15 protein-coding genes are annotated in these 15,652 nt (G+C 72.1%); 14 read left to right on the top strand and 1 reads right to left on the bottom strand.

Annotated features, from left to right (window positions below; genetic code table 11):
- Positions 1-42 precede the first annotated feature (42 nt).
- From aroC to nusB, 8 genes are all read left to right on the top strand, one after another.
- Positions 43-1,227, top strand: coding sequence for a chorismate synthase (gene aroC / locus ACFYNX_RS22345; RefSeq protein WP_388663560.1), 1,185 nt, complete (start codon positions 43-45; stop codon positions 1,225-1,227).
- Positions 1,224-1,745, top strand: a complete 522-nt coding sequence (locus ACFYNX_RS22340) for a shikimate kinase (protein WP_388663558.1) — start codon at positions 1,224-1,226, stop codon at positions 1,743-1,745. The genes aroC and ACFYNX_RS22340 overlap by 4 nt, the downstream gene beginning before the upstream one ends.
- Positions 1,742-2,839 (top strand): 3-dehydroquinate synthase, encoded by a 1,098-nt coding sequence (gene aroB / locus ACFYNX_RS22335; protein ID WP_125659690.1) that lies wholly within the window; start codon positions 1,742-1,744, stop codon positions 2,837-2,839. The genes ACFYNX_RS22340 and aroB overlap by 4 nt, the downstream gene beginning before the upstream one ends.
- The gene (gene aroQ, locus ACFYNX_RS22330; protein WP_125659694.1) at positions 2,836-3,282 is read left to right on the top strand and encodes a type II 3-dehydroquinate dehydratase; all 447 of its coding nucleotides are present in this window, start codon (positions 2,836-2,838) and stop codon (positions 3,280-3,282) included. The genes aroB and aroQ overlap by 4 nt, the downstream gene beginning before the upstream one ends.
- 122 nt (positions 3,283-3,404) lie before the next feature.
- Entirely contained in the window at positions 3,405-4,424 is a 1,020-nt protein-coding gene (locus ACFYNX_RS22325) for an AAA family ATPase (protein ID WP_388663555.1), read from the top strand.
- Between the two features lie 83 nt (positions 4,425-4,507).
- Complete coding sequence (locus ACFYNX_RS22320; RefSeq protein ID WP_365539889.1) at positions 4,508-5,620, top strand: aminopeptidase P family protein; 1,113 nt, start codon at positions 4,508-4,510, stop codon at positions 5,618-5,620.
- A 56-nt stretch (positions 5,621-5,676) separates the two neighbouring features.
- Positions 5,677-6,243 (top strand): elongation factor P, encoded by a 567-nt coding sequence (gene efp / locus ACFYNX_RS22315; RefSeq protein ID WP_125667160.1) that lies wholly within the window; start codon positions 5,677-5,679, stop codon positions 6,241-6,243.
- A gap of 2 nt (positions 6,244-6,245) precedes the next feature.
- The gene (nusB, locus tag ACFYNX_RS22310) at positions 6,246-6,683 is read left to right on the top strand and encodes a transcription antitermination factor NusB (RefSeq protein WP_365539888.1); all 438 of its coding nucleotides are present in this window, start codon (positions 6,246-6,248) and stop codon (positions 6,681-6,683) included.
- A gap of 214 nt (positions 6,684-6,897) precedes the next feature.
- Here nusB and bldD read toward each other — a convergent pair whose 3' ends face one another.
- Positions 6,898-7,398 (bottom strand): transcriptional regulator BldD, encoded by a 501-nt coding sequence (gene bldD / locus ACFYNX_RS22305; RefSeq protein WP_030355502.1) that lies wholly within the window; start codon positions 7,396-7,398, stop codon positions 6,898-6,900.
- Positions 7,399-7,642: 244 nt separating this feature from the next.
- Here bldD and pyrR point away from each other — a divergent pair, with 244 nt between their 5' ends.
- The 6 genes from pyrR to carB all read left to right on the top strand — a co-directional run bounded on the left by pyrR (position 7,643) and on the right by carB (position 15,612).
- Positions 7,643-8,221 (top strand): bifunctional pyr operon transcriptional regulator/uracil phosphoribosyltransferase PyrR, encoded by a 579-nt coding sequence (gene pyrR, locus ACFYNX_RS22300; RefSeq protein WP_125667162.1) that lies wholly within the window; start codon positions 7,643-7,645, stop codon positions 8,219-8,221.
- A gap of 82 nt (positions 8,222-8,303) precedes the next feature.
- Entirely contained in the window at positions 8,304-9,293 is a 990-nt protein-coding gene (locus ACFYNX_RS22295) for an aspartate carbamoyltransferase catalytic subunit (RefSeq protein ID WP_388663552.1), read from the top strand.
- Between the two features lie 2 nt (positions 9,294-9,295).
- A complete protein-coding gene (locus ACFYNX_RS22290) occupies positions 9,296-10,582 on the top strand; it encodes a dihydroorotase (RefSeq protein WP_388663550.1) in 1,287 nt (428 codons plus the stop codon).
- Entirely contained in the window at positions 10,579-11,151 is a 573-nt protein-coding gene (locus ACFYNX_RS22285; protein WP_365539886.1) for a hypothetical protein, read from the top strand. Before ACFYNX_RS22290 ends, ACFYNX_RS22285 begins: the two co-directional genes overlap by 4 nt.
- On the top strand, positions 11,148-12,311 hold the full coding sequence (gene carA, locus ACFYNX_RS22280) for a glutamine-hydrolyzing carbamoyl-phosphate synthase small subunit (RefSeq protein WP_388663548.1): 1,164 nt from the start codon (positions 11,148-11,150) through the stop codon (positions 12,309-12,311). Before ACFYNX_RS22285 ends, carA begins: the two co-directional genes overlap by 4 nt.
- Entirely contained in the window at positions 12,304-15,612 is a 3,309-nt protein-coding gene (carB, locus tag ACFYNX_RS22275) for a carbamoyl-phosphate synthase large subunit (RefSeq protein WP_388663546.1), read from the top strand. The genes carA and carB overlap by 8 nt, the downstream gene beginning before the upstream one ends.
- Positions 15,613-15,652: the final 40 nt, after the last annotated feature.

Below are 15,652 nucleotides of genomic sequence, written 5' to 3'. Positions count from 1 at the left end.
GGCGCGCCGTCGCAGTGCCAGGCGCGAGCATGAGGAGCATCGTTGAGCAGGTTGCGTTGGCTGACGGCCGGCGAATCCCACGGACCCGCGCTGGTCGCGACCCTTGAGGGTCTGCCCGCCGGTGTCCCGGTCACCACGGAGCTGGTGGCGGACCACCTCGCGCGGCGGCGCCTCGGCTACGGACGCGGCGCCCGCATGAAGTTCGAGCAGGACGAGATCACCTTCCTCGGCGGCGTCCGGCACGGACTCTCCCTCGGCTCCCCGATCGCCGTCATGGTCGGCAACACCGAGTGGCCCAAGTGGGAGAAGGTCATGTCGGCCGACCCGGTCGACCCCTCGGAGCTCAAGGAGACGGGCCGCAACGCGCCCCTGACCCGGCCCCGCCCCGGCCACGCCGACCTCGCCGGCATGCAGAAGTACGGCTTCGACGAGGCCCGGCCGATCCTGGAGCGCGCCAGCGCCCGCGAGACCGCCGCCCGCGTCGCCCTCGGCGCCGTCGCCCGCTCCTTCCTCAAGGAGGCCGCCGGCATCGAGATCGTCTCCCACGTGGTCGAACTCGCCGCCGCCAAGGCCCCGTACGGCGTCTACCCGACCCCCGCCGACGTCGAGAAGCTCGACGCCGACCCGGTCCGCTGCCTCGACGCCGACGCGTCGAAGGCGATGGTCGCCGAGATCGACCAGGCCCACAAGGACGGCGACACCCTCGGCGGCGTCGTCGAGGTCCTCGCCCACGGCGTGCCCGTCGGCCTCGGCTCGCACGTCCACTGGGACCGGCGCCTCGACGCCCGGCTCGCCGCCGCCCTCATGGGCATCCAGGCCATCAAGGGCGTCGAGGTCGGCGACGGCTTCGAGCTCGCCCGCGTGCCCGGCTCCAAGGCCCACGACGAGATCGTCAGGACCGACGAGGGCATCAGGCGCTCCTCCGGCCGCTCCGGCGGCACCGAGGGCGGCCTCACCACCGGCGAGCTGCTGCGCGTCCGCGCCGCGATGAAGCCGATCGCGACCGTCCCGCGCGCCCTCGCCACCGTCGACGTCGCCACCGGCGAGGTGGCCGCCGCCCACCACCAGCGCTCCGACGTCTGCGCCGTCCCCGCCGCCGGCATCGTCGCCGAGGCCATGGTCGCGCTCGTCCTCGCGGACGCCGTCCTGGAGAAGTTCGGCGGCGACAGCGTCCCCGAGACCCGGCGCAACGTGCGCTCGTACCTCGACAACCTGCACATCCGGTGACCGCCGGACCCCTGGTCGTCCTCGTCGGACCGATGGGCTCCGGCAAGTCCACGGTGGGCGCGCTCCTGGCCGAACGCCTCGGCGCGCCCTACCGGGACACCGACGCCGACATCGTCGCCGCCGAGGGACGCGAGATCTCCGACATCTTCGTCGAGGACGGCGAGGAGCACTTCCGCGCCCTGGAGCGGGCCGCCGTCGCCCGGGCCGTCGCCGAGCACGAGGGCGTCCTCGCCCTCGGCGGCGGCGCGGTCCTCGACGTCGGCACCCGCGGACTGCTCGCCGGACTGCCCGTCGCGTACCTCTCCATGGACGTCGAGGAGGCGGTCCGCCGCGTCGGCCTCAACACCGCGCGACCGCTGCTCGCCGTCAACCCGCGCCGCCAGTGGCGCGAGCTGATGGAGGCGCGCCGCCACCTCTACAACGAAGTCGCCCGGGCCGTCGTCGCCACCGACGACCGCACCCCCGAAGAGGTCGCGGACGCGGTCCTCTCGGCACTGGAAATCGAGAAGGACGCATGACGACGGACCAGGACGTGACCCGCATCCACGTGGCCGGCAGCGCGGGCACGGATCCGTACGAGGTGCTCGTCGGCCGGCAGCTCCTCGGCGAGCTCCCCGCCCTGATCGGCGACCGGGCCAAGCGGGTGGCCGTGATCCACCCCGAGGCGCTCGCCGACACCGGCGAGGCGCTGCGCGCCGACCTCGCGGACCAGGGCTACGAGGCGGTCGCCATCCAGGTGCCGAACGCCGAGGAGGCCAAGACCGCCGAGGTCGCCGCCTACTGCTGGAAGGCCCTGGGGCAGACCGGCTTCACCCGCACCGACGTCGTCGTCGGCGTCGGCGGCGGCGCCACCACCGACCTGGCCGGCTTCGTCGCCGCGACCTGGCTGCGGGGCGTGCGCTGGATCGCCGTGCCGACCACCGTCCTCGCGATGGTCGACGCGGCCGTCGGCGGCAAGACGGGCATCAACACCGCCGAGGGCAAGAACCTCGTCGGCGCCTTCCACCCGCCCGCCGGGGTCCTCTGCGACCTCGCGGCCCTCGACTCGCTCCCGGTCCACGACTACGTCAGCGGCCTCGCGGAGATCATCAAGGCCGGCTTCATCGTCGACCCGGTGATCCTCGACCTCATCGAGGAGGACCCGCAGGCCGCCCGCACCCCGGCCGGACCGCACACCGCCGAGCTGCTCGTCCGCTCGATCAGGGTCAAGGCCGAGGTCGTCTCCGGCGACCTCAAGGAGTCCGGCCGCCGCGAGATCCTCAACTACGGCCACACCCTCGCCCACGCCATCGAGAAGAACGAGCGCTACAAGTGGCGCCACGGCGCCGCCGTCTCCGTCGGCATGGTCTTCGCCGCCGAACTCGGCCGCCTCGCCGGGCGCCTCGACGACGCCACCGCCGACCGGCACCGCGCGATCCTGGAGTCCGTCGGCCTGCCGCTCAGCTACCGCGGAGACCAGTGGCCCAAGCTCCTGGAGACCATGAAGGTCGACAAGAAGTCCCGCGGCGACCTGCTGCGGTTCATCGTGCTCGACGGACTCGCCAAGCCCACCGTCCTGGAGGGCCCCGACCCGGCCGTCCTGATCGCGGCGTACGGCGAGGTGTCGGCGTGAGCGGGCCGCGTCCGGTACTGGTGCTCAACGGCCCCAACCTGGGCCGCCTCGGCTCCCGCGAGCCCGACATCTACGGCGCCACCTCCTACAAGGGGCTCGTCGAGTCCTGCCGCGCCCTGGGCGCGGAGCTCGGCTTCGACGTCGAGGTGCGGGAGACCAACGACGAGGGCGAGATGATCCGCTGGCTCCACGAGGCGGCCGACGGCTCGGTCCCGGTGGTCATCAACCCCGGGGCGTTCACGCACTACTCGTACGGGATGAGGGACGCCGCCGCCCAGCGGACCGCGCCGCTCGTCGAGGTGCACATCTCGAACCCGTACGCCCGCGAGGAGTTCCGGCACACCTCGGTGATCGCGGCCGTGGCCACCGGAACGGTCGCCGGGTTCGGCATCGGCTCCTACCGGCTGGCGCTGCGGGCGCTCGCCGAGGAACTGTCCGACTGACGGGGCACCGGGAAGCGTCCCCGGCCGTTCCCCCTGTGGGGGCCGGGGGCGGTAACGTTCCGCCGTCCGGGTACACGACCGGTCCCGGACGACAACAGGCGTACGAGACGGAGTGGCACCGGATGCAGCACGCAGTGGGGGGTCCGCTGCCACCGCACGAGCGGCCGGGCGGGACGCCCGGCCCCGTTCCCGGGGCGGGAGACGGCGGCCGGCCGCCCGGACCGGCGGACACCTCCTACCCGGCACCGGGGGCGGGACCGGGCGCCGGTGCCCGCCTCGGCGTCCATCCGGCCGTCCCGCACGGGACGGCCGCGCCCCGGCACCCGGGCCCGCCACCGCCCCCTCCGCACCCGCAGGCCCCGTCGTCTTCCGCGGGGCAGGGAGCACAGGGCTGGGGTGTGAGCGCCCCCGGCGGCCCACCCGGCCACCAGGGCTCGGGGCACGCCCCGGCGCCCCAGCCCCTCGCGGCCCCCCAGTACCCCGTCGCCCCGCCGCCCCACCGCGCCGAGCCCACCGGGCACGTCCCGCTGCCGCCCGTGGGCGCGCCCCTCGCGCCGCCCGTGGAGCACGGGGCCGGGACCGGCGGCGCGACCCTGGCCGTGCTGCTCATCGGCCCCGCCGGGGCCGGCAAGACGACCGTCGCCCGGCACTGGGCGCAGCGCCGCCGCGTGCCCACCGCGCACATCAGCCTCGACGACGTCCGCGAATGGGTCTGCTCCGGCTTCGCCGACCCGCAGTCCGGATGGAACGAGCACTCCGAGGCGCAGTACCGGCTCGCCCGCCGCACCTGCGGCTTCGCCGCGCGCAACTTCCTCGCCAACGGCATCTCCTGCGTCGTCGACGACGCCGTCTTCCCGGACCGGCCCGTCGTCGGCCTCGGCGGCTGGAAGCGCCACGTCGGCCCCGGTCTGCTGCCCGTCGTCCTCCTGCCCGGCCTGGAGGTCGTCCTGGAGCGCAACGCCCAGCGCAGCGGCAACCGGCGCCTCTCGGACGAGGAGGTCGCCGCCATCCACGGCCGGATGGCCGGCTGGTACGGCTCGGGCCTGCCGATCATCGACAACTCCACGTACGACGTCGAGACCACCGCCCGCGTCCTGGACGACGTCCTCGCCCGCGCGATCGCGAGCCCGCCCAGTTGGTGAGCCCGCGCCCGTCGCGGGCTCCGGGGCGCCCGGTCGGCCGTTCCGAACAGGCCGTCGCGGTCCGCTCCTCGTAGGCTCGGAGCATGTCAGAGGTGTATGCGGACCGCCGTGTACGGCTGCGCGACCGGTGCGCGGCCGCGGGCAGCCCGGCGGCCCTGGTCTCCCGCCCCGCCAACGTCCGCTATCTCGCGGGCGGCTCCCCGCCGGGCGCCGTCCTGCTCGTCGGTCCCGAACCGGAGGCGGACGTCCTGCTCCGCCCCGTCGCGCCCGGGGACGAACCGGCCGACGGGCGGCTCGACGAACTGCTCCGGCAGCAGGTCCTGCCCACCGGGGGAGGGGATCCGGCCGTCGCCGCCGTCGGCCTCGCCCGCCGCACGGGCGCCGACGCGCTCGCCGTCGAGGAGCACCACCTGACGGTGGCCCGGCACCGGGCCATGGGGGCCGTCGCCTCCGGACCCCGCCTCACCGACCTCGACTGCGCCGTGGAGCAGCTCAGGATCGTCAAGGACGAGGACGAGATCGCCTGCCTCCGGATCGCCGCCGAGATCGCCGACCAGGCCCTCGGCGAGCTCCTCGAATCCATCCTGGTGGGGCGGACCGAACGCCACCTCGCCCTGGAGCTGGAGCGCCGGCTCGTCGACCACGGCGCCGACGGGGCCGCCTTCCCCACCTCGGTGGCGACCGGGCCGCACTCCGGCCGCCGGGGCCACCGGCCCACCGACCGCCGGGTCGAGGAGGGCGATTTCCTCTCCGTCTGCCTCGGCGCCGACTACCGCGGCTACCGCTGCGAGATCGGCCGCACGTTCGTCATCGGCACCACCCCCGCCGCGTGGCAGATCGAGCTGTACGAGCTCGTCTTCGCCGCTCAGCGGGCCGGACGGGAGTCCCTCGTGCCCGGCGCCGAGTACCGGGACGTGGACCGGGCGGCCCGCCGGATCCTGAAGGCGGCGGGGCACGCGGAGGCCGCCGTCCCCCTCACCGGGCACGGCGTGGGGCTCGAAATCGACGAGGACCCGCAGTTGTCACCCTCGGCCATGGGTAAACTGGACGCTTGTGTGCCGGTCACCGTCGAACCGGGGGTCCACCTCCCGGGCCGGGGCGGGGTCCGGATCGATGACACGCTCGTCGTGCGCCAGGAGGCGGACGGCGGACCCGAGCTACTCACCATCACGACCAAGGAGCTGCTCGCGCTGTAGGGCGCGCACGCCTCCCCGGTCCCACGTCAGTCCAGAGTCCAGGAGATTCCGCAACCGTGGCTTCCACGAACGACCTCAAGAACGGCATGGTGCTCAAGCTCGAAGGCGGCCAGCTCTGGTCCGTCGTCGAGTTCCAGCACGTCAAGCCCGGCAAGGGCCCGGCCTTCGTGCGCACCAAGCTCAAGAACGTGCTGTCCGGCAAGGTCGTCGACAAGACCTTCAACGCGGGCGTCAAGGTCGAGACGGCCACCATCGACCGTCGTGACATGCAGTTCTCCTACATGGACGGCGACTACTTCGTCTTCATGGACATGGAGACGTACGACCAGTTGATGGTCGAGCGCAAGGCCGTCGGCGACGCCGCGAACTTCCTGGTCGAGGGCTTCACCGCCTCCGTCGCCCAGCACGAGGGCTCGGTGCTCTACGTCGAGCTCCCCGCCGCCGTCGTCCTGTCGATCCAGCACACCGACCCGGGCGTCCAGGGCGACCGCTCCACCGGCGGCACCAAGCCCGCCACGCTGGAGACCGGCCACGAGATCCAGGTCCCGCTCTTCGTCACCACCGGTGAGAAGGTCAAGGTCGACACGCGCACCAGCGACTACCTCGGCCGGGTGAACGACTAACCGTGGCCGCTCGGAGCAAGGCCCGCAAGCGCGCCTTCCAGATCCTCTTCGAGGCCGACCAGCGCGACGCCTCCGTGCAGGAGGTCCTCGCGGACCAGGTCCGGTACGCGCGCTCGGACGACCGGCAGCCGCCGGTCAACGAGTTCACCATGCAACTGGTGGAGGGGTACGCGTCCCACGTGGCGCGGATCGACGAGCTCATCGCGACCTACGCGGTGGACTGGGACCTCGACCGGATGCCCGTCGCCGACCGGAACATCGTGCGCCTCGGCGCGTACGAGCTGATCTGGGAGGACGGCACGCCGGACGCGGTCGTCATCGACGAGGCGGTGCAGCTCGCCAAGGAGTTCTCCACCGACGAGTCGCCGGCCTTCGTCAACGGCCTCCTGGCGCGCTTCAAGGACCTGAAGCCGCGCCTGCGCAGGGACGCGGACGTCTGAGTCCCACCCGTACCCGGTGGTCGAAGGGGCCCGCGGCACCGTTCGGTGCCGCGGGCCCCTTCGGTCGGTCCCGGGCTCTCCGGGGCTATTCGAGGACCCGGAAGCCTCCGCGGGCCCGGGAGCGTCCCGTACGGGCCCGGAAAGCACGAGATCCGTGGACGTCGGCGACGTCCACGGATCCGGCGGTACGTTTCTGCTCAACCCTCCGAAGGGGTCAGCCCTCCTCGTGGGCGACCGCGCGGCGCGCGTCCGCGTCCAGCACGCCCCAACTGATGAGCTGCTCGGTGAGGACCGAGGGGGACTGGTCGTAGATGACGGCGAGGGTGCGCAGGTCGTCCTGGCGGATCGACAGCACCTTGCCGTTGTAGTCGCCGCGCTGCGACTGGATCGTCGCGGCGTAGCGCTGGAGCGGGCCGGCCTTCTCCTGGGGGACGTGGGCCAGGCGCTCCAGGTCCAGGACCAGCTTCGGCGGCGGCTCGGCGGCCCCGCCCGGCGTCGTGCCCGGCAGGAGCTCCTGCACCGGCACGCCGTAGAAGTCCGCCAGCTCGGCAAGCCGCTGCACGGTCACGGCGCGGTCGCCCCGCTCGTACGAGCCGACCACCACGGCCTTCCAGCGGCCCTGGGACTTCTCCTCCACCCCGTGGAGCGAGAGACCCTGCTGGGTACGGATGGCGCGGAGTTTGGCCCCGAGCTGCTTTGCGTATTCGCTGGACATAACGCTCCCGGACGCTGTGACGACATGCGGCTGCGCCGCGCGGCTGGTAACTCACTGTGAGGTTACGCAGCGTTACACCTACCCGTCAAGCCGAAAGGTCCGTACCGCCCCCCTCCGGGGGACGGCGCCCGGAGGGGCGCCGGGGGTGTGCGGAGGGCGCCGCGCCACCCCTGGTAGGGTGGGGGCGCAAGTACGACGTCCTTTAAGAGCCGTCCCGTGAGGCGGAGAAGGAGGTCCGTTTTCCATGGACACCCGGCTGGACACCCAGCAGCAGTACGGCGACGACGCGCGGCCCGTTCTCGAAGGCCCCGACATCGCGCGGGTCCTCACCCGCATCGCCCACGAGATCGTCGAGCGCGCCAAGGGCGCGGACGACGTGGTCCTCCTCGGCATTCCCACCCGCGGCGTCTTCCTCGCCCGCCGGCTCGCCGAGAAGCTCGCCTCCATCACCGGCACCAAGGTCCCGGTCGGTTCCCTCGACATCACCATGTACCGGGACGACCTGCGGATGAAGCCGGCCCGCGCCATCGGCCGCACCGAGATCCCCGCCGACGGCATCGACGGGCGCCTCGTCGTCCTCGTCGACGACGTCCTCTTCTCCGGCCGCACCATCCGCGCCGCCCTCGACGCCCTCGGCGACATCGGCCGCCCCCGCGCCGTCCAGCTCGCCGTCCTCGTCGACCGCGGCCACCGCGAGCTGCCCATCCGCGCCGACTACGTCGGCAAGAACCTCCCCACGTCGCTGCGGGAGACGGTCAAGGTCCTGCTCGCCGAGGAAGACGGTCGCGACACCGTCCTGCTCGGCTCCAAGCCCGCCTCCTAGCCGGACCGGCTTCCCGCCGGGGCCGGGGCACCCCCCTGCCCCCGCACGCCCGCACGCCTCCCCACCACGGAGAGAAACCCCGATGATGCGTCACCTCATCTCGGCCGCCGACCTCACCCGCGACGACGCCGTACTGATCCTCGACACCGCCGAGGAGATGGCCCGGGTGGCCGACCGGCCCATCAAGAAGCTGCCGACCCTGCGCGGCCGCACCATCTGCAACCTCTTCTTCGAGGACTCCACCCGGACCCGGATCTCCTTCGAGGCCGCCGAGAAGCGCCTCTCCGCCGACGTCATCAACTTCGCGGCCAAGGGCTCCAGCGTCTCCAAGGGCGAGTCCCTCAAGGACACCGCCCAGACCCTGGAGGCCATGGGCGTCGACGCGGTCGTCATCCGGCACGGCGCCTCCGGCGCCCCGTACCGCCTCGCCACCTCCGGCTGGATCGACGCCCCCGTCGTCAACGCCGGCGACGGCACACACCAGCACCCCACCCAGGCCCTCCTGGACGCCTTCACCATGCGCCGCCGCCTCGTCGGCCGCGACACCGGACTCGGCCAGGACCTCGCCGGCAAGCGGATCACCCTCGTCGGCGACGTCCTGCACAGCCGGGTCGCCCGCTCCAACGTCGACCTGCTGCACACCCTCGGCGCCGAGGTCACCCTGGTGGCCCCGCCCACCCTGGTCCCCGTCGGCGTCGAGACCTGGCCCTGCGAGGTCTCCTACGACCTCGACGCCGTGCTGCCGAAGTCCGACGCGGTGATGATGCTGCGCGTGCAGCGCGAGCGGATGAACGCCGCCTTCTTCCCCACCGAGCGCGAGTACTCGCGCCGCTACGGCCTCGACGGCGAGCGGATGGCGAGGATGCCCGAGCACGCCATCGTGATGCACCCCGGTCCCATGGTCCGCGGCATGGAGATCACCGCCGAGGTCGCCGACTCCGACCGCTGCACGGTCGTCGAGCAGGTCGCCAACGGCGTCTCCGTCCGCATGGCCGTGCTCTACCTGCTCCTGGGCGGCTCCGAGCCCGCCGTCACCACCACCCCCGCCGCGCGCACCGAGGAGACCAAGTAACCATGAGCAAGATCCTGATCCGCGGGGCGAAGGTACTGGGCGGCGAGCCGCAGGACGTCCTGATCGACGGCGAGACCGTCGCGGAGGTCGGCACCGGCCTCTCCGCCGAGGGCGCGACCGTGATCGAGGCCGGCGGGCAGGTCCTCCTGCCGGGTCTGGTCGACCTCCACACCCACCTGCGCGAGCCCGGCCGCGAGGACTCCGAGACCGTCCTCACCGGCACCCGCGCCGCCGCCGTCGGCGGCTACACCTCCGTCTTCGCCATGGCCAACACCCACCCGGTCGCCGACACCGCCGGCGTCGTCGAGCAGGTCTACCGGCTCGGCCAGGAGCACGGCTACTGCGACGTGCAGCCCATCGGCGCCGTCACCGTCGGCCTGGAGGGCAAGAAGCTCGCCGAGCTCGGCGCCATGCACGACTCCGCCGCCGGCGTCACCGTCTTCTCCGACGACGGCAAGTGCGTCGACGACGCCGTGATCATGCGCCGCGCCCTGGAGTACGTGAAGGCCTTCGGCGGCGTCGTCGCCCAGCACGCCCAGGAGCCCCGCCTCACCGAGGGCGCCCAGATGAACGAGGGCGTCGTCTCCGCCGAGCTCGGCCTCGGCGGCTGGCCCGCCGTCGCCGAGGAGTCGATCATCGCCCGCGACGTCCTCCTCGCCGAGCACGTCGGCTCCCGCGTCCACATCTGCCACCTCTCCACCGCCGGCTCCGTCGAGATCGTCCGCTGGGCCAAGTCCCGCGGCATCGACGTCACCGCCGAGGTCACCCCGCACCACCTCCTCCTCACGGACGAGCTGGTCCGCTCGTACAACCCGGTCTACAAGGTCAACCCGCCGCTGCGCACCGAGAAGGACGTCCTCGCGCTCCGCGAGGCGCTGGCCGACGGCACGATCGACATCGTCGCCACCGACCACGCCCCGCACCCGCACGAGGACAAGGACTGCGAGTGGGCCGCGGCCGCCATGGGCATGGTCGGCCTGGAGACCGCCCTCTCCGTCGTCCAGCAGACGATGGTCGAGACCGGACTGCTCGACTGGGCCGGCGTCGCCGACCGCATGTCCTTCGCCCCCGCCCGCATCGGCCGGGCCAAGGGCCACGGACGCCCCGTCTCGGCTGGTGAGCCCGCGAACCTGACCCTGGTCGATCCGGCTTACCGTGGAGTCGTGGACCCCGCGGACTTCGCCTCCCGCAGCCGCAACACCCCGTACGAGGGCCGCGAGCTGCCGGGACGCGTCACCCACACCTTCCTGCGGGGCCGGGCAACGGTCGTGGACGGGAAGCTGGCGTGACACCACTCATCGCAATCGCCGCAGAGGCAGCCGAACAGAAGTCGGCGGAGGTGACCGACTGGGCCGGAAGGATCGGCTGGGTCGCCGGACTGCTGCTCTTCGTCGCCTTCGTGTACTGGCTCATGCGCCAGGGATGGAAGTGGCGCGGCAGCCTCCAGTCCGGCCTCCCCGCACTGCCCACCGCGCCGGAGACGGCCGGTGCGGCGAAACTGACCCTCAGCGGGCGTTACCACGGGTCCACGACCGCCGGGCAGTGGCTCGACCGGATCGTCGCCCACGGCCTCGGCACCCGCAGCCGCGTCGAGCTCACGCTCACCGACGCCGGGATCGCGGTCGTGCGCCCCGGGGCGAACGACTTCTTCGTCCCGGCCGACGCCCTGCGCGAGGCACGCCTCGACAAGGGCATCGCCGGCAAGGTCCTCGCCGAGGGCGGGCTCCTGATCGTCACCTGGGAGCACGGCGGCACCCTCCTCGACTCCGGCTTCAGGTCCGACCGGGCGGCGGAACACACCGCCTGGGTCGAGACCGTCAACTCCATGATCAGCGCAACGGAAGGCATCGCACGATGACGACCTCCACCCAGGGAGGCGCCTCGCAGAGGCAGAAGGCGGCCCCCGCCGTACTCGTCCTGGAGGACGGCCGCATCTTCCGCGGCCGCGCCTACGGGGCCGTGGGGGAGACCTTCGGCGAGGCCGTGTTCTCCACCGGCATGACCGGCTACCAGGAGACCCTGACCGACCCGTCGTACCACCGCCAGGTCGTGGTCATGACGGCCCCGCACGTCGGCAACACCGGCGTCAACGACGAGGACCCCGAGTCCGGTCGCATCTGGGTCTCCGGCTACGTCGTCCGCGACCCCGCCCGCGTCTCCTCCAACTGGCGCGCGCGCCGCTCGCTCGACGAGGAGCTGGCGCGCCAGGGCGTCGTCGGGATCTCCGGCGTCGACACCCGCGCCCTCACCCGCCACCTGCGCGAGCGCGGCGCCATGCGCGTCGGCATCTTCTCCGGCGACGCCTGGACGGGCGTCCGCGACGAGGCCCTGCTCGCCAAGGTCAGGACGCAGCCCGAGATGAAGGGCGCGAACCTCTCCGCCGAGGTCGCCACCAAGGAGACGTACGTCGTCCCCGCGGTCGGCGAGAAGAAGTTCACGGTCGCCGCCGTCGACCTCGGCATCAAGGGCATGACCCCGCACCGGATGGCCGAGCGCGGCATCGAGGTCCACGTCCTGCCCGCCACCGCCACCGCCGAGGACGTCTACGCGGTCCGGCCCGACGGGGTGTTCTTCTCCAACGGCCCCGGCGACCCGGCCACCGCCGACGGTCCCGTCGCCCTCATGCAGTCCGTCCTGGAGCGCAAGACGCCGCTCTTCGGCATCTGCTTCGGCAACCAGATCCTGGGCCGCGCCCTCGGCTTCGGCACGTACAAGCTGAAGTACGGCCACCGGGGCATCAACCAGCCGGTCCAGGACCGCACCACCGGCAAGGTCGAGGTCACCGCGCACAACCACGGCTTCGCCGTGGACGCGCCCCTCGACAAGGTCTCCGACACCCCCTTCGGGCGCGCCGAGGTCTCCCACGTCTGTCTCAACGACAACGTCGTGGAGGGTCTCCAGTTGCTCGACCGGCCGGCCTTCTCGGTGCAGTACCACCCCGAGGCGGCAGCGGGCCCGCACGACGCCGCGTACCTCTTCGACCGCTTCGTATCCCTGATGGAGGCCGAGCGTGCCTAAGCGCACCGATATCCAGTCCGTCCTGGTCATCGGCTCCGGCCCGATCGTGATCGGGCAGGCCGCGGAGTTCGACTACTCCGGCACCCAGGCGTGCCGCATCCTCAAGGCCGAGGGCCTGCGGGTGATCCTGGTCAACTCCAACCCGGCCACGATCATGACCGACCCGGAGATCGCCGACGCCACGTACGTCGAGCCGATCACTCCGGAGTTCGTCGAGAAGATCATCGCCAAGGAGCGCCCCGACGCCCTCCTGCCCACCCTCGGCGGCCAGACCGCGCTGAACACCGCGATCTCCATGCACGAGCAGGGTGTGCTGGAGAAGTACGGCGTGGAGCTGATCGGCGCGAACGTCGAGGCGATCCACAAGGGTGAGGACCGCGACCTGTTCAAGGGCGTCGTCGAGGCCGTCAAGGCCAAGATCGGGCACGGCGAGTCGGCCCGTTCGGTGATCTGCCACTCGATGGACGACGTGATCAGGGGCGTCGACACCCTCGGCGGCTACCCGGTCGTGGTCCGCCCCTCCTTCACGATGGGCGGCGCCGGCTCGGGCTTCGCGCACGACGAGGAGGAGCTGCGCCGGATCGCCGGGCAGGGCCTGACGCTCTCGCCGACCACCGAGGTGCTCCTGGAGGAGTCCATCCTCGGGTGGAAGGAGTACGAGCTGGAGCTGATGCGCGACAAGAACGACAACGTCGTGGTCGTCTGCTCCATCGAGAACTTCGACCCGATGGGCGTGCACACCGGCGACTCGATCACGGTGGCGCCGTCGATGACGCTGACCGACCGCGAGTACCAGCGGCTGCGCGACATCGGCATCGCGATCATCCGCGAGGTCGGGGTGGACACCGGCGGCTGCAACATCCAGTTCGCGGTCAATCCGGACGACGGCCGGATCATCGTGATCGAGATGAATCCGCGTGTCTCCCGGTCGAGTGCGCTGGCGTCGAAGGCGACGGGTTTCCCGATCGCCAAGATCGCGGCGCGTCTGGCGGTGGGTTACACGCTGGACGAGATCCCGAACGACATCACGGAGAAGACTCCGGCCTCCTTCGAGCCCACCCTCGACTACGTCGTCGTCAAGGCCCCCCGCTTCGCGTTCGAGAAGTTCCCGGCCGCCGACTCCACGCTGACCACGACGATGAAGTCGGTGGGTGAGGCGATGGCGATCGGCCGCAACTTCACCGAGGCGCTCCAGAAGGCGCTGCGGTCGCTGGAGAAGAAGGGTTCGCAGTTCACCTTCACCGGCGAGCCGGGTGACAAGGACGAGCTGCTGCGCGAGTCCGTCCGTCCCACCGACGGCCGGATCAACACGGTCATGCAGGCGATCCGTGCCGGTGCCACCCCGGAGGAGGTCTTCGACGCGACGAAGATCGACCCGTGGTTCGTCGACCAGCTCTTCCTGATCAAGGAGATCGCCGACGAGCTGGCCGCCGCCGAGAAGCTCGACCCGGAGATCCTGGCCGAGGCCAAGCGCCACGGCTTCTCCGACGCCCAGATCGCCGAGATCCGCGGCCTGCGCGAGGACGTCGTCCGCGAGGTCCGCCACGCGCTCGGCGTCCGCCCGGTCTACAAGACGGTCGACACCTGCGCGGCGGAGTTCGCGGCGAAGACGCCGTACTTCTACTCCTCCTACGACGAGGAGTCCGAGGTCGCGCCGCGCGAGAAGCCGGCCGTCATCATCCTCGGCTCCGGTCCGAACCGGATCGGGCAGGGCATCGAGTTCGACTACTCCTGTGTCCACGCCTCCTTCGCGCTGAGCGAGGCGGGTTACGAGACGGTGATGGTCAACTGCAACCCCGAGACCGTCTCCACCGACTACGACACCTCCGACCGCCTGTACTTCGAGCCGCTCACCCTCGAAGACGTCCTGGAGATCGTCCACGCCGAGACCCTCGCCGGCCCGGTCGCCGGCGTCGTGGTCCAGCTCGGCGGCCAGACCCCGCTGGGTCTGTCCCAGGCGCTGAAGGACAACGGCGTGCCGGTCGTCGGCACCTCCCCGGAGGCGATCCACGCCGCCGAGGACCGCGGCGCCTTCGGCCAGGTCCTGGCCGAGGCCGGGCTCCCGGCCCCCAAGCACGGCACCGCGACCACCTTCGCCGGCGCCAAGGCCATCGCGGACGAGATCGGCTACCCCGTCCTGGTCCGCCCGTCGTACGTGCTGGGCGGGCGCGGCATGGAGATCGTGTACGACGAGTCCCGCCTGGAGTCGTACATCGCCGAGTCCACCGAGATCAGCCCCACCCGGCCGGTCCTGGTCGACCGGTTCCTGGACGACGCGATCGAGATCGACGTGGACGCGCTCTACGACGGTGAGGAGCTCTACCTCGGTGGTGTGATGGAGCACATCGAGGAGGCCGGTATCCACTCCGGCGACTCGGCCTGTGCGCTGCCGCCGATCACGCTTGGCGGGCACGACATCAAGCGGCTGCGGACCTCCACGGAGGCCATCGCCAGGGGCGTCGGCGTGCGCGGGCTGATCAACATTCAGTTCGCGATGGCCGGGGACATCCTCTACGTCCTGGAGGCCAACCCGCGCGCCTCGCGCACGGTGCCCTTCACCTCCAAGGCCACCGCCGTGCCGCTGGCGAAGGCCGCGGCCCGGATCTCGCTGGGCACCACCATCGCCGAGCTGCGCGCCGAGGGCCTGCTGCCGAGGAACGGTGACGGCGGGACGCTGCCGTTCGACGCGCCGATCTCCGTCAAGGAGGCCGTCATGCCCTGGTCGCGGTTCCGTGACATCCACGGCCGCGGCGTCGACACCGTGCTGGGGCCGGAGATGCGTTCCACGGGTGAGGTGATGGGCATCGACTCGGTCTTCGGCACCGCCTACGCCAAGTCCCAGGCCGGCGCCTACGGGCCCCTGCCCACCAAGGGCCGGGCGTTCATCTCGGTGGCCAACCGCGACAAGCGCTCGATGATCTTCCCGGCGCGTGAGCTGGTCGCCCACGGCTTCGAGCTCCTGGCCACCTCGGGCACGGCCGAGGTCCTCAAGCGCAACGGCATCAACGCCACCGTGGTGCGCAAGCTCAGCGAGGGCGAGGGCGCGCACGGGGAGAAGACGATCGTGCAGCTCATCCACGACGGGGAGGTCGACCTCATCGTCAACACCCCCTACGGCACCGGCGGCCGCCTCGACGGCTACGAGATCCGCACCGCCGCCGTCTCCCGCGGCGTCCCGTGCCTGACCACCGTCCAGGCCCTCGCCGCAGCCGTCCAGGGCATCGACGCGCTCAACCACGGCGGCGTCGGCGTCCGCTCCCTCCAGGAGCACGCCGAGCACCTCGTCGCGGCCCGCGACTAGCAGCCCGTACGGAGAAGGGGGACACCGGCCACAGCGCGGT

The sequence above is a fragment of the Streptomyces sp. NPDC007872 genome, from assembly GCF_042868165.1.
Classification (GTDB): Bacteria; Actinomycetota; Actinomycetes; order Streptomycetales; family Streptomycetaceae; genus Streptomyces.
This window is presented reverse-complemented; position numbering and strand designations above follow the sequence as displayed.

Excerpts from the sequence above, each read along its gene's own strand:
- aroB (WP_125659690.1), top strand. The coding sequence starts at position 1,742 with ATGACGACGGACCAGGACGTGACCCGCATCCACGTGGCCGGCAGCGCG.
- ACFYNX_RS22325 (WP_388663555.1), top strand. The coding sequence starts at position 3,405 with ATGCAGCACGCAGTGGGGGGTCCGCTGCCACCGCACGAGCGGCCGGGC.
- ACFYNX_RS22320 (WP_365539889.1), top strand. The coding sequence starts at position 4,508 with ATGTCAGAGGTGTATGCGGACCGCCGTGTACGGCTGCGCGACCGGTGC.
- bldD (WP_030355502.1), bottom strand. The coding sequence starts at position 7,398 with ATGTCCAGCGAATACGCAAAGCAGCTCGGGGCCAAACTCCGCGCCATC.
- pyrR (WP_125667162.1), top strand. The coding sequence starts at position 7,643 with ATGGACACCCGGCTGGACACCCAGCAGCAGTACGGCGACGACGCGCGG.
- ACFYNX_RS22295 (WP_388663552.1), top strand. The coding sequence starts at position 8,304 with ATGATGCGTCACCTCATCTCGGCCGCCGACCTCACCCGCGACGACGCC.
- ACFYNX_RS22290 (WP_388663550.1), top strand. The coding sequence starts at position 9,296 with ATGAGCAAGATCCTGATCCGCGGGGCGAAGGTACTGGGCGGCGAGCCG.
- carA (WP_388663548.1), top strand. The coding sequence starts at position 11,148 with ATGACGACCTCCACCCAGGGAGGCGCCTCGCAGAGGCAGAAGGCGGCC.